This window comes from Rothia sp. HMSC058E10 (assembly GCF_001809415.1).
GTDB lineage: Bacteria > Actinomycetota > Actinomycetes > Actinomycetales > Micrococcaceae > Rothia > Rothia dentocariosa.
Genome location: NZ_KV797612.1, coordinates 67,331 through 80,722 on the forward strand (window position 1 = coordinate 67,331; position 13,392 = coordinate 80,722).

The window sequence follows — 13,392 nt, forward strand, 5'->3', positions numbered from 1 at the left end:
AAGCGCCTAGTCAAGGTCTATATATTCTTATATTCCGATTTAGTAATATATCCTGGAAGGGGTGAAGTCTGTGACCATTGTGGAAGCTCCCAGTGTTCCCGAGACACAGCCCCCACAGGGTAGTCGAAAAAAACGGGATAAAACCGCTATACGCCCAATGCCGCATCTGCGCAGGCGGCTTATTCTTATTCTCGTTTCGGCTCTAGGAATCGCCTGTTTTATCACCAGCGTTTCAACCTATGCCACGCTACAGAACTCTCTGCGATCACAAATCGGCAGTACCCTCAAAGAAACTGCGAATCGCGCCGCCAACCCCAATAATTCTCCCAGCGGTCACGGTTTTGAGTGCCTCGATAAATCTAATCCGAAAAACCCTCTCTATACGCCGGGTCAGGGTGCCGGAACCATTAACCTTTGTGTTGATCATCAGGGTGGTTACAAATTCTCGGGGTATTTGAGTGCTGACGGGAGTATCAAGGAGCTCAGCGATAAAGACCGCGAGACTCTTAACTCTCTTCGGAACACCGTAAATCAAGATAGCCAGCTTACCGAAGTGGATCTTGACGTTGGTAAATACATGGTGAAGGTTTCTTCACCGGGGCCTTCTTCGGATGCGCTTATCACCGGTGTGCCGCTGGGGGCAATGTATCAGACCCTTACCATGCTCTCTATCACAATGGGTATTGGATCGGTTGCCGTGATGATCGGTACCGGGTTTTTGGGTTCGTTTGTAATTCGCAGAACGATGAAGCCCCTAGAGCGTGTCTCTGGTGTGGCGACCGAGGTGGCGCGCCTCAATCTGGAATCTGACACTATTGCCCCCGAAGTGCGTGTGACCCCCAAGGATGCGAATCCCCGCACCGAAGTGGGGTCTGTAGGGTATGCCCTCAATCAACTTCTTGATAATGTGAGTTCGGCTCTGGACGTGCGTGAACGTACCGAAAAGCAGATACGTGCCTTCATTGCGGATGCATCCCACGAGCTGCGCACCCCGCTGGCCGCCATTAAGGGCTACTCCGATATGCTGCGGTGGACGGAACCTCTCGCCGACGGTGGGCAGTCCTCGCTTGCACGCATCGATTCGCAGACCGAACGAATGTCGCGTCTCGTGGAAGATCTGCTGTTGCTGGCGCGCTTGGACGAAGGGCGTGAACCGAAGTTTGAGAACATCGACCTAACCGAGCTGCTTGTCGAGAGCGTTTCGGATATGCAGGCGGCGGCACGCGACCATATCTGGCGCATGGATGTGCCGGATGAACCGGTTGAGATGATCGCGGACCGCTCGCAGATTCAGCAAGTTATTTTGAATCTGCTCTCTAATGCGCGCAAACATACGGACGAGGGTACGACCGTTATTGCCGGGCTGCGGGTATCTGCGGATCGGCGTGAAGCGCTTATGACTATTGTGGATAACGGTCCCGGAATTGACCCAGAGTTTGCGCCCAAGATTTTTGACCGATTCGCGCGGGCAGACAAGGCGCGTTCGGGCTCTGACGGGACGACCGGCCTCGGATTGGCGATCGTACAGGCGATCGTACAGGCACACGGCGGGCTGATTTCTGTGCGAAGCCGCCCCGGACGAACCGAATTTTCGGTACGTCTTCCGCTTATGCGGCAGGGGGTTTCGGTCTCATAGACCGCTTGGCTCGGGGCTTTCTGGCGAGCAGAGACTTTTTAAACAATATGCACTCAGTGCAGAAATATGGTTGAGTTCACACAAAAAATAGTTGCACTTGGTGCAATATTGCACTTAGTGTAATAACTGTGTGTATTGCCCAAAAGATTGTAGATAAACGCTCCGCGCGTAAAGCCGAGAACCGCATCGCCATTATGGATGCGGCAGAAAAACTTGTGCTCGCAGGCGGTCTTAAGGCGCTCACGGCGGATGCGCTCGCCAAAGAATCTGGTGTATCCAGGCGTACCATCTTCAACCATTTTTCTTCGGTAGAAGCCGCCGTCGTTGAACGCCTGAACGATTACCTGCGCCGTATTTTTGAGGTCATCCCCGACTTTTGCACCCCCAGAGGAGCGCATCCCGAGCGGGATATGCTCAACGGTGTGCGTGCAGCATTCACCACCGAACGCCTTGCCGAGCACGTAGAACCCCACGCTCGGCTGCTGTTCGCCCTTCACGACTACTCTCTCGATAATAAGTTCAATGAGTACAGCTCAACCTCCTATTTGAACTCCATTGAGATGGTCATTGACAAGCTGTGGCAGGAGCGGCAGGACATACCGCGGATGCGCATCGCAATCTTCGGGAACCTCATTGCTTCCGCTATCTGCGAGGGAATCGCGGCCTCCTTCTACGACGCCGAAGGCAACCCACAGCCGCCCGAAAATGCCGAAAAAATGCGGGAAAACATAGAACACTGCCTCGACTACGTCGAAGAGCTAGTCGACGGCAAATACGCATAGGTGCGGTAAATAAGCACACCATACTCAACCGATACAGAGACATTTGAGGAGAACCATAGTGGCTAAGTGGCTATATTCCATAGGTAGCTTTGCCGCACGCAGGGCGTGGGCGGTTATTGCTATCTGGGTGCTTGTTATTGCCGGTGTTGCTGGTAGCTATAGCGCATTCCACGGGCAGCTGAAGACCACCTTCACGATGCCCGGAACCGAAACCCAGCGTCTTACCGACGAACTCTCTGCTCGGTACCCCGATGCTAACCGTGGTAACGGGCAGATTGTTGTAAAGACAGATAACGGATCCGCAATCACCGAGGAACAGAAACAGGCCTTCATAACCACGCTGAACAGCCTCAAGGATGAGAACTCGGCTGTTGATGCCGTCAGCGATCCCTTCGCCACCGAACAGCAGATAGCCGACGGTAAAAAACAGCTCGAAGAAAGCAAACCTCAGCTCGACGCCGCACCGCAGCGCATCGAAGACGGCAAGAAACAGCTCGAAGAAGCCGGTAAACAGCTTAAAGACGGCAAAGAGCAGCTGGATGCTGCACAAAAACAACTCGACGAAGCCCGCGAACAAGCCAAGGCGGCCGGCGCTCTAGAGTCTGTGCGTGAACAGCTCGGCTCCCAACAGGGGCAGTTGGATGGGCAACGCGCTAAGTTGGAAGAGTCTCAGAAAGAATATGATGCTAAGTCTGCTGAACTTGCCGATGCTGAGAAGAAACTCCCCGAACAGCAGTCGGAATACGCCCGCAAATCTGCGCTTTTGGAACTGACAAGCGACTACCGAACGGTCTCTGAAGATAACTCGACCGCAATCGCCGGGGTTTTCTTTAAGACAAAGAGTGCAGAAACCCCTCAGGCTGATAAAGAAAAGCTCATGGAACACTTCAAGAGTGCCGATCTGAAGGGTTTGAAGGTCTATTTTGACCAGAATATCGCCGAATCTCCCAATGTGGGTATGGGTATTGGCGAGGTTATCGGTATTGTGGTGGCACTCATTACGCTTATCGTTATGCTCGGTACTCTTATTGCTGCCGGGCTGCCTATCATTATGGCGCTTGTGGGCGTGGTGATAGGTATTCTGGGAACCCTGTCGTTCTCATCCCTCGTCGATATGAGCTCAACCACCTATATGCTGGGCATGATGCTTGGTCTTGCGGTGGGTATCGACTATTCACTGTTCATTCTCAACAGGCACCGGTCTAACCTGATGGACGGTATGCCGTTGCGAAAATCTATCGCGGTCGCTAACGGCACCAGCGGTAACGCGGTTCTCTTCGCCGGAACAACCGTGATTATCGCCCTGCTTGCCCTGAACGTGACAGGTATTCCCTTCCTGGGATACATGGGCGATGCGGCGGCATTGTGCGTCTTCGTGGCCGTGTTGACTTCGGTAACCTTAACCCCTGCTATGCTCTCGCTGATCGGCCGTAAGGTCATGTCGAAGAAAACGTGGGCATCTATCGATACTCCCGAAAAGATTGCAGCGCATCACGCCGAGCAGGAAAAGCGTGAGGCTACCCCGCATGGGTGGCTGCGCATCGTGCTCGCTAAACCTGTGGTTACCATTCTGCTCTGTGTGGCGGTACTGGGTGCTATCGCTATTCCCATGGGTCAGATGCGCATGGGTCTTCCTTCGGCAGAGAGCGCACAGACTGAAAGCACCGAATATCAAGCCTACCAGATTGTTAAAGACAAGTTTGGCGAAGGCATGAGCGGTCCCGTGGTTGCAGTGGCACACACCCCCGCAGGCATGAGCGATGCGCAGGCCGAGCAGGCACAGCTCGATATCGCCCATGCGGTTGAGGCGAAAGACCCCGACAACGTAAAAACCGTAGTTCCCATCGGGCAAACCGATGATCACACCCTGCAGATTTTCCAGGTGATCCCCAAACACGGGCCTAGCTCGGTTGAAACCGTGAACTTGGTTGAGCAGCTGCGGCAGGTTGATGTTAACGTGCAGGGTACCGATGTGCGCCTGGGCGTGACCGGTCTGACCGGCGGTAATATCGACGTCTCCAATACGCTGGCGCAGAAACTGCCACTGTATTTAGCGGTCGTCATGGGGCTGTCGTTTATCGTGCTGATCCTCGTGTTCCGCTCGATTCTGGTGCCGCTGGTTGCTTCGGTTGGGTTCCTCTTCTCGATTCTTGCTAGCTTTGGTGCCGTGGTTGCGGTCTACCAGATGGGTTTCTTGGGATCCCTCTTCGGGGTGCACGATCCCGGTCCGATTCTGGCGTTCCTGCCCACCCTTATGATTGGCATTCTCTTCGGTCTGGCGATGGACTATCAGGTGTTCCTGGTCTCCGGCATGCGCGAAGCCTATGTGCACGGTAAGGATGCGAAAACCGCCGTCGTCGCCGGGTACAACCATGCGGTGCGTGTGGTGGTTGCCGCGATGATCATCATGATCTCGGTGTTCGGCGGGTTTATCTTCGCCGAATCCGCAATGATTCGCCCCATCGGCTTCGGCCTGGCCTTCGGCGTGCTGGTTGATGCCTTCGTGGTTCGCATGACTATCACCCCCGCAGTTTTGACCCTGCTGGGCGATAAAGCATGGTGGATGCCGAAGTGGCTCGATAAGCTCGTTCCGAATATGGACGTGGAAGGCGCGACCCTTCTGGAAGAGCTGGACCACAAAGACTCGGATAAATCCGACGATGGTGATGAAGGGTCTAGCGAATCTGAAGCGTCCGACGATTCTGAGGAGAAAGAAGCCGAAGCACAGGAATCTGAAGCAGCACAGGAGTCCGCGGCGAAAAAAGTAGCCGAGGTCGAGATTCCCTGGGCGAAGAAGAAAACTGAATAACCGCTAGCTGATACCGTATACCGCGCGAGCAGGTCGTATTGTGCCGAGCAGGTAGGAAAATCCTACCTTGTCGGAGTAAAAAAGACCTGCTCGCGCTTTTTAGGTGATGAGCGGTAGGCTACACAAAACACGTTTATTAACGTCTTGGTACCTCCGTGGTCTATGGTGAAAGTAGGGGATCGCCGCGAGAACACGAGTTCTCACCCCGAGCGCATCGAAGGGGCGCACCGTACGATGGCAGAAAGACGAACGCTCGCCGCATACTTGAACCGCATACCCGCGCCGCTGCTGGTTTTCTTAGGAGGAGGTATAGGTGCCTTCTGCCGCATCCACACACCCGGTGGCGTGCTTGCTGCGAACCTGATCGGTTCCTTCACCCTGGGGCTTCTGACCGCGCTGTGGGCATCGCGCGCCCGTATGCACGGCGAAGAAGCGGTGCGCCCGTTCCGCTTCCTGTTCGGCGCCGGCATGATGGGCGGGTATACCACCTACTCGTCCATCGCGGCGGTGACAGCGCAGGCGGTATTCATTCATTACACGGTGCACGGGTGGTACGTTCTGCTCAGCCTTGCCGTGCTCTTTATCGGCGGTCTAGCGGCCGCAGCATCAGGTCTTTTTACGGGCGGAAAAATCGCCGCCCGCTGTGAGGCCCGCCGTGCCAGTGCTCAAGAGGACTCATCATGTTCTCACTAACGGTCTTTCTGCTCGGCGGTTTAGGGGCAATGACCCGGTATTTTCTCGACGTCAAAATGTCGCCCCGTCTACGCACCGAACGCTCTATTATCAGCCCCGTATTCGTGATTAACCTGGTGGGGTCATTCCTCTACGGGCTGCTGATTATGCCGGTCGCCAACCCGAACGCGCTTGATATTCACTACGGTGCCTCCGGATCCGTCATCTTCTGGTGTACCGCCATCACCACCGGTCTGCTCGGTGGGTTCACCACCTTCTCCACCGCGATGGTCGAAGCGCTTACGGCACGCCGCGAAGGCAAACGAGCCAAATTCCTGATGCTCTGGCTCGTGCAGGTTATCGGGGCGGTTCTCGCGGCGCTCGCGGGCACGCTCTGCTTCGTCCTGTTGCTGGGGGATGATGTAGCCCCCATCATCCCTATCGATATTTTCTTCTAACCCGGCTAGGTAGGGTCTACAGGGTGCATCCGTGTGGGGTGCAGCACAGGTGAGGGGCGCATTCGGCGGCGTGTGAAGCTCCGGTTCTTTGATGTTGCCCCAATAGCTTTACACTGGTGGTAGGCGAGTTTTTACCACTCACGGCTTGCCTATGACGCTGTACATTATTGACGAGGAATGTGGATGAGGAAACTACTATCGGAGCAGATGGGGACGGTTAGTCTTGAAATCATCTGCGCTACCCTCGCTCTTTTTGCCCTCGGTTTTCTTCTGATGAGAACGCGCGCTCGCCGCGCGGGATCGTCGCTGACAGCCCGGCACTATATCATCACCGGCATATTTTCACTATTCTTGGCGGTGGTTTTGGTTCTGACCCTCACCCCCATCGGGGTGGATGATGGAAAATGCCACTCAGAGCTATACTATCCACGCCTCTATGCTGGCTGGAGCTGGATTCAAGCATTCCAGATGCTGCAAACCCCGGGAACCGGCGGCGCGACCTCGCGGGCATTCGCCCAACTCTTCTTTAACATCGGCCTGTTTATTCCTATAGGGCTGTTTACTGCCGGATGCCTGCGCTGGGGTCTGCGTGCCTCAGCCTTGGCAGGTTTCGGGCTGTCTCTCTTCATCGAACTGAGCCAGCTGAGCGGCAACTGGGGCTTGGTGCCCTGCGCATACCGCACTTTCGACGTGGACGATATTATCAACAACACCGTCGGCGCCCTGATCGGTGCGCTCCTTGTGCTTGTGTGGCGTCGGATCCGCCGTCGGATGCGCTACCGCCACCTGCCGGATCATATCGGGTAAGGGTACATCGAGAATCCAGGAGTGAAAAGTTGCAGTCGCTGAGGGACGTTATTCCGAGCGTGCGAGGCACCTAATAACGTTCCGAAGCTGACGAGGTAACGAGTCAGAAGGACACGTTCCCGCTGCAACTTTTCGCTCCCGAACTTAACCTGAGCCTACTGCTGATAGGTTCGCTTCTCGATAATCGGGATGGAACCGGTGGCGGTGTAGGTCGCCGCAGCCCTCGCAGCAGTCGCCTGGGTGTCTTCGCCCTGCGGAATCACCTCTGCGCTGGGTGCGCGGTACAGGTGGCTATTTGCCCAATACGCGAACCCTAAAAGCGCGATGGCGCATGCCGACGAGATGACAACCCAGAGAGTGAACTCACTCTCGTAATAGAGTTTGAAGAACGCTCCTCCCATAAAACCGCCCACAAGCGGGGCAAAGACGGGAACCCACGAATAGAACCAGCGTGAGGTTCCTTTATTGTGAATGGGCAGCAGAGCGTGCATGATGCGCGGCCCCAGATCGCGCGCAGGGTTCAGGGCGTAACCGGTCTGCCCGCCTAGCCCAACCACGAGCACAGCTACCATGAAGCCGAAGGCGAGGGGCTTGAGCACATCGTTGAGGTTCAGGGAGAGTTCCACGCCGCCGGTGGTAATCGTGGGCTTGAAGTTCACGCCGGTGTACAGCGCCGAGAAGACGAGCATGAACGTACCGATAATTTCGGAAAGCGCGTTCGTGAAATAGTTGTGAATGGCGGGAACTGTGGAGAATACGCCGAGCTTAATTTTCTGATCGGCGGTGGCCTTCCAATGCGGCAGATAGTTCAGGTACACCAGCCCCGCGCCAGCCATGGCTCCGAGAAGCTGGGCGATCACATACCCGGGGACCTTAGCCCAATCAAATTCGCCAAAAGCCGCCAACCCTACAGAGACCGCGGGGTTCAGGTGCCCGCCGGAATACGGGTGTGAGGCGTAGACACCGAAGGCTACGGCAAAACCCCAGCCGAAGGCGATAGTGAAGAAGTTGTCGCCGTGCCCTTTGGAGCGTCGCAGCTCGACGGTGGCGATGGCGCCGCATCCGATAGTGCACATGATGAGTGTACCTAGGAATTCGGCGAGGTAGGGGCTAATGGTGTGCACGGAACCCTCTGCTTGTGTTTATGTTGGAATATTTGGTTTTATATGTGTTTCTATAAGACGTGATGAAGCTCGAAATAGCAATACTTTGGGATAAAGTAACCCAAAGACATAAGCGGTATCCGTGGGTTTGTGTGGAAAAGTGGGGCGTACATCACGTGTGATAGTCCAGGGTTTGGAGGCGCATCCCGCGTGTTTAAGCGGCACGGATGTTGATGCGGTTTTTGCTTGCCGATGCGGTGCTGGCTATAAGGGGTGGCTTAACCCGAGCATCAGGGGAAACTTGCTTGAGGGCGCCCGGGGCAGTTCATTACGGTGGCGTTGAAGGAGTATATGCAGATTGGAGTATTTACCATGAGTCAGCGACTTCCGGCAGAAGAACTACAGGGCATTCCCGGTGGTACTCTCATCACCGAAACCCCCGAAGAAGGCCGACAGCTAGCGATGCTCATCGCGCGGCACACCATCCACCAGATTCAGCCTAACCCGGATGCTCTCAAAGCGGGGCGCCCGGAATACGCGGTAGACCCGGACTCGCTGACAGCTGCGGCGCAGGTGGTAGCCATCGAGTTCCAGACCATCGCGGCAGCCAACAACTACTGGCGGTAACCCTGACCTGGATTTACCCGATAAAAAGTGCCTTTGTGTGAATAAAGCGGGTTTAAACGTTTTATTCACACAAAGGCACTTTTTATGCGGGATGCTAGAGAATAGAAAATAAGGATGCACGGCACATGGAACCCTCTTCCATATTCGCGTCCTGACTAGCTATAAAAATTAGGAGAAACAGGTGAGCGCCACATATACCGCACGTCAGATCGTCTGGTCGAGCAAATCCCTAATACCCATGGCGCTCGCCATGATTGCCGCCGGATTTGATTTCTATGTGCCGGTCAGTGCGTTCTTCTTGGAAAGCCGTGGGTTATCGCTCACCGATATTTTCATGCTGGAAAGTGTTTTGGTCGCTAGTATTTTGGTGGCTGAAATTCCTGCCGGGATTATTGGCGACCGTTTCGACCGCCGGAGACTTGTATGTGCCGGTTTTGTGTTCAACGCGATTGCTGAGATTCTTTTTGCAGCTGGCACAAATTTCTCCATTTATGCTCTTTCGTTTGTGATGAGTGGGCTGAGTATTGCCATGCTCACGGGGGTGCAAGACGCCTATATTTATGATTCCCTTGGTGATGATGCTGATGCGAAAGCGGTTGGCGCATGGGGACATCTTAGCGCCCTGATGCTCACTGCGGGAGTAACAGGTTCCGTGGTGGGTTCTGCGTTGGGGTCCGTCGATATTTCACTGCCTGCTCTGTTATCGGCGGCAATGGCCGTAGTTGCGGCAGTTTGTGTGGCGTTTTTGCCGCAGCAGAATCCGAAAACTCACGATAAACACCCTGAAACTTCGTGGATTTCGCTAAAAATAGGTGTGAAACTACTTTTTACCTCGCCGCTTCTGCTGTACGTTGCGGTAGGTTCGAGCGCATCCTTCGCACTTTTCAACGCGGTGTACACGCTGAACCAGCCGCTTTTTGCCGCGCAAGATGTGCCTATTGCAACATGGGGCGTGATCGCTGGTGTCGGTCAGCTCCTTGCGGCAGGGTATAACTATGCGGCAGGGCGTATCGAGAAGCGGGTAGGGCGCAAAACCGCGCTTCTGCTGGCCATGGGGTATGGTGCCGCGGGCTTCTGCCTGATGGCGGTGCCGCATGTCCTTGCCGTAGTATCGGGGTTCTTACTTGTGGTGGTGGGTATTCACGCGCGCGGGCCGATCACCTCTGCTGTAACCAATAAACTGATTCCTGCACATCGCCGCGCCACAGTGCTGAATGTGGCAAGTTCTGTCGGGAGCCTCGTGGGTATTGTGGTGAACCCGCTCGTAGGTCTGGGTGCGGAAACGAGCACGCGCCTCACCGTGCTGACGATCGGCGGGGTGTTGCTGGCACTAACCCTCACCTGGATTCCAATTGCTAACCGTTACTTGGAAGCAGATGAGGATGCTGACATGACGGAAGCTCACGTTTCGTAGGCTATTGCGCAATAACTCGCCGGTTAGAAAGTCTGCGTGAGGTACACTCACCTGGGACATTTTCATAAAATGATTTTTATAATTCATGTTATGAAAACGTCTGCTCCCACATTGCTGCCCCTGCTGCGCAGTAACCTGCAAGGTGAGGTAACTGCGCTTCTTTTTCTGCATCCCGAACGGCAGTACACAGTCTCCGAAATTGCGGCTCTTACGAATGCATCGCAGGCTACCGTCTCGCGGGAACTGAGTCGACTTGAGGACGCAGGGCTATTAGAGTCTCGTCAGGTTGGCAAGAGTCGCCTCGTCAATGCACTTGTGCATACCCCAGTTGGGCAAGCGTTGCAGCAGCTTATGTATGTTACCTACGGTCCCGTCCCGGCGCTTCGTGAGGCTTTAGCACAGGTTCCGCGTCTTGAAGCTGCGGCAATTTACGGCTCATGGGCTAAGCGCCGCAGTGGAGAGCCCGGTAAAGTTCCCCACGACCTTGATGTGCTCGCTATCGGCACTCCATCACGGCACGCTCTTTACGAAGCTATTGATGATGTTGAGCAGCGTCTTGGATTAGAAATCAACGTCAAAAAACTCTCTCGTGAAGGCTGGAATTCGGATGATCCTTTCGTAAAAACCGTGCGTTCGCGCCCCATAACCCCGCTTTTCGGCGATTTAGGAGATAACGATGCCTGAAAGTCCGAAACCGGCTAAACCATAACGGGGATATATGTATTTGGCGAGGTATTGTGCATTTCGCGGGTTATTAATCGCCGCATGCACAATACCTCGCCGGATAAAGGGGGGGGGTCCTACTGCGAGGCCCACCTCAGGATTGCCTCAAAGAAGCGCTCGCATTCGCGAAGCTGTTCCAGCTCAATCCATTCATTGGCGGAGTGCGCTTGAGCGATGTCGCCGGGGCCGCATACCACGCTCTCAATACCCGCGCGCTGGAATTGCCCCGCCTCCGTACCGTAGGTGACCTTTTCGGGGGCCTCGCTCGTGCCCAAAAGGTCGTTCATGAGGGTTATGATGGGGGCGTCGTCAGCTGTTCCCAGGCCGGGCACAGCGGCAAGAAGCTCATGTTTGATTTGAACACGCTCCTGCAGAGACCCCGAATGCGCGCCGGAAAGTTCTTCTGCCTTCCGAGCGCGCGCCTTCAGATTCGGCAGGATCTTGTCAAAAAGCTCATCCTCAATCAACTCCACCACAGACTCGGTGGTCATAGAGGGGAGCGTGCGCAGATCATATTCAAGCTCGGCGTATTCGGCCACAATATTGTATTGCAGCCCGCCGCGCACAAAATTCACGCCGCCGGTCGCATAGGGAACCATGAATGCATCGTCAAAAGGCCCCTCAGACTGCCATGTGTCGGCGAGGCGAGAGAAGAAAGTAATGAACTCGCCAGCGGCATTGACCGCGCTCACGCCGTGCGGCGCCAACGATGCGTGCTTCGCCGTGCCGGTGATCTCCACGCGACCACGATGCGCCCCCTTATGCGCAGAAATTACGCGCATACTTGACGGCTCACCCACGATCGCGAACTGAGGTCTGATATTGCGGTTCACAACATCTTTAAGCATGGTGGGGGCACCCACGCACCCGATTTCCTCGTCGTAGGAGAACGCGAAATGCAGCGGAACCCTCAGCTGCGCCCGCGCGACCTGCGGCAAAAGCCACAGTGCCACACCCAGAAAGCCTTTCATATCGCATACGCCACGCCCGTAGGCGCGCGAACCCTCAACCCGCAGCGTGAACGGATCGGAATCCCAAGTTTGCCCTTCGACCGGAACCACATCGGTGTGACCGGAAATCACGATGCCGCCCTCGGTTGAACCATCAGCGGCGGGCACGGTAACCCACAGGTTCGCGCGGGTCTGATCTGCGTTATAGGTGCGCTGACCGGTGTACCCGTAGCGCGCGAATTCCGCCTCGATAAGCTCGATAACGCCCAGATTTGAGGTGCCCGAGATGCTGGGAATGGCAACTAAGCGGCGCATCCACTCCAAGGACTGAGGCTCTACGGGGATGTCTGATGCTGTGCCGCCGGTTTGCGCTGCGCTCTGGGCGGGGTCCTCGGTGCTCACGGATTCTCCTTCGATGCTGTGGCTCTGTGTGGGGTTATGTGGCTTACGTTCTCTTAATACCTTAGCGCGTCTGCCGCCTCTATGGATCTGTGAATTGGCTTTCATGCATAGTAAAAAGGCTCTTGGGAGTGAATTAAAGCGGGTTTTCTAGCGCTTTAATTCACTCCCAAAAGCCTTAATGCAGCCATATGATGCGGTCGGCGGCGGGCTAGATGGCGTAGTCTACGTTGGAATGCTTGCCGAGCGCGTGGAAAGAACGCGAATGATATACCAGGGGAGTGCCGCCCAAATCGTGACGAATAAACTCCTCAACCCTGGCGGTGAATACGAGAGCGGGGCCAGCCTCCACACGGCTGAGCGGGGTGGCACGCAGCACACGCCGCACCCCATGCACGAGCGGCTCGCCGCTGGAGAGGAACTCCCATGAAGACTTATCCGCAAAACGGGGGTAGCCGTGGGTGGCAAAATTCTTGGCGAGCTGCACATTCTCGGCATCAAGCATGTGGATGAGGAATGAGGGAGCGGCCGCGATCTTACCGGCAGATCCACTGTCTGCCTTGAGGGAGAACGCTACAATCGCGGGCTCGGCGGCGACCGAGGTGAGTGAGGATGCGGTAAAACCCGCGGGCTCGCCAGCATCATCGGTGGCGGTAATAACGGCAACTCCGGCAGGATGATGCCCGAATGCTTGCTTGAAAAGCTCTGATGTTTCTGATTCTAGAGGCTCAGCCATAGTTAAGACCTTTCTCATACTGCATCGCCAGTGAACGTGGGGCAAACTATCTTTAGAGTAAAACGCCGCCGCCCCCAGCACACGTTTATTGCTCAATATTTCTCTGACAGGGCTTTTATGACGGGCACCAAGCAACATTACGTAATAAAACCTGGGATTTTGGCAGGTTCCTGTGTCGAATGCGTCCACAGTACAACAGGTGGAAGGCTCCATGACCGAAAGCAAACCTGCCCCGGAATTTGTGATGCACCAGGTTCCGGTATTTGACACGCACAA

12 protein-coding genes are annotated in these 13,392 nt (G+C 55.3%); 9 read left to right on the top strand and 3 right to left on the bottom strand.

What is annotated here, in order from left to right; all coding sequences use genetic code 11:
- Positions 1-70: 70 nt before the first annotated feature.
- The 6 genes from HMPREF2609_RS01385 to HMPREF2609_RS01410 all read left to right on the top strand — a co-directional run bounded on the left by HMPREF2609_RS01385 (position 71) and on the right by HMPREF2609_RS01410 (position 7,164).
- Positions 71-1,636 carry a sensor histidine kinase gene (locus HMPREF2609_RS01385; RefSeq protein ID WP_070534579.1) on the top strand — a complete coding sequence of 522 codons (1,566 nt, stop codon included), beginning with the start codon at positions 71-73 and terminating at the stop codon, positions 1,634-1,636.
- Positions 1,637-1,764: 128 nt separating this feature from the next.
- Entirely contained in the window at positions 1,765-2,418 is a 654-nt protein-coding gene (locus HMPREF2609_RS01390) for a TetR/AcrR family transcriptional regulator (protein WP_070534581.1), read from the top strand.
- A gap of 58 nt (positions 2,419-2,476) precedes the next feature.
- Positions 2,477-5,227, top strand: coding sequence for an MMPL family transporter (locus HMPREF2609_RS01395; RefSeq protein ID WP_246825528.1), 2,751 nt, complete (start codon positions 2,477-2,479; stop codon positions 5,225-5,227).
- A gap of 234 nt (positions 5,228-5,461) precedes the next feature.
- Positions 5,462-5,920: a fluoride efflux transporter FluC gene (locus HMPREF2609_RS01400; RefSeq protein ID WP_048752584.1), complete on the top strand. Its 459-nt coding sequence runs from the start codon at positions 5,462-5,464 to the stop codon at positions 5,918-5,920.
- Positions 5,908-6,357 (top strand): fluoride efflux transporter FluC, encoded by a 450-nt coding sequence (locus HMPREF2609_RS01405; protein WP_238382438.1) that lies wholly within the window; start codon positions 5,908-5,910, stop codon positions 6,355-6,357. The genes HMPREF2609_RS01400 and HMPREF2609_RS01405 overlap by 13 nt, the downstream gene beginning before the upstream one ends.
- Before the next feature lie 183 nt (positions 6,358-6,540).
- Positions 6,541-7,164 (top strand): VanZ family protein, encoded by a 624-nt coding sequence (locus tag HMPREF2609_RS01410; RefSeq protein WP_244864838.1) that lies wholly within the window; start codon positions 6,541-6,543, stop codon positions 7,162-7,164.
- A 155-nt stretch (positions 7,165-7,319) separates the two neighbouring features.
- Here the strand turns inward: HMPREF2609_RS01410 and HMPREF2609_RS01415 are convergent, their stop codons facing one another.
- On the bottom strand, positions 7,320-8,288 hold the full coding sequence (locus tag HMPREF2609_RS01415) for an MIP/aquaporin family protein (RefSeq protein WP_070449352.1): 969 nt from the start codon (positions 8,286-8,288) through the stop codon (positions 7,320-7,322).
- A gap of 330 nt (positions 8,289-8,618) precedes the next feature.
- Here HMPREF2609_RS01415 and HMPREF2609_RS01420 point away from each other — a divergent pair, with 330 nt between their 5' ends.
- The 3 genes from HMPREF2609_RS01420 (at position 8,619) to HMPREF2609_RS01430 (ending at position 10,992) form a co-directional block, all read left to right on the top strand.
- Entirely contained in the window at positions 8,619-8,894 is a 276-nt protein-coding gene (locus HMPREF2609_RS01420) for a hexameric tyrosine-coordinated heme protein (RefSeq protein WP_202983050.1), read from the top strand.
- A 181-nt stretch (positions 8,895-9,075) separates the two neighbouring features.
- Complete coding sequence (locus HMPREF2609_RS01425; protein ID WP_246825529.1) at positions 9,076-10,308, top strand: MFS transporter; 1,233 nt, start codon at positions 9,076-9,078, stop codon at positions 10,306-10,308.
- A gap of 90 nt (positions 10,309-10,398) precedes the next feature.
- On the top strand, positions 10,399-10,992 hold the full coding sequence (locus HMPREF2609_RS01430; protein ID WP_065423704.1) for a helix-turn-helix domain-containing protein: 594 nt from the start codon (positions 10,399-10,401) through the stop codon (positions 10,990-10,992).
- Positions 10,993-11,108: 116 nt separating this feature from the next.
- Here HMPREF2609_RS01430 and argE read toward each other — a convergent pair whose 3' ends face one another.
- Both argE and HMPREF2609_RS01440 read right to left on the bottom strand, forming a co-directional pair.
- Positions 11,109-12,383 carry an acetylornithine deacetylase gene (gene argE / locus HMPREF2609_RS01435; RefSeq protein ID WP_083296668.1) on the bottom strand — a complete coding sequence of 425 codons (1,275 nt, stop codon included), beginning with the start codon at positions 12,381-12,383 and terminating at the stop codon, positions 11,109-11,111.
- Positions 12,384-12,591: 208 nt separating this feature from the next.
- Positions 12,592-13,116 (bottom strand): flavin reductase family protein, encoded by a 525-nt coding sequence (locus HMPREF2609_RS01440; protein ID WP_004005883.1) that lies wholly within the window; start codon positions 13,114-13,116, stop codon positions 12,592-12,594.
- Positions 13,117-13,392: the final 276 nt, after the last annotated feature.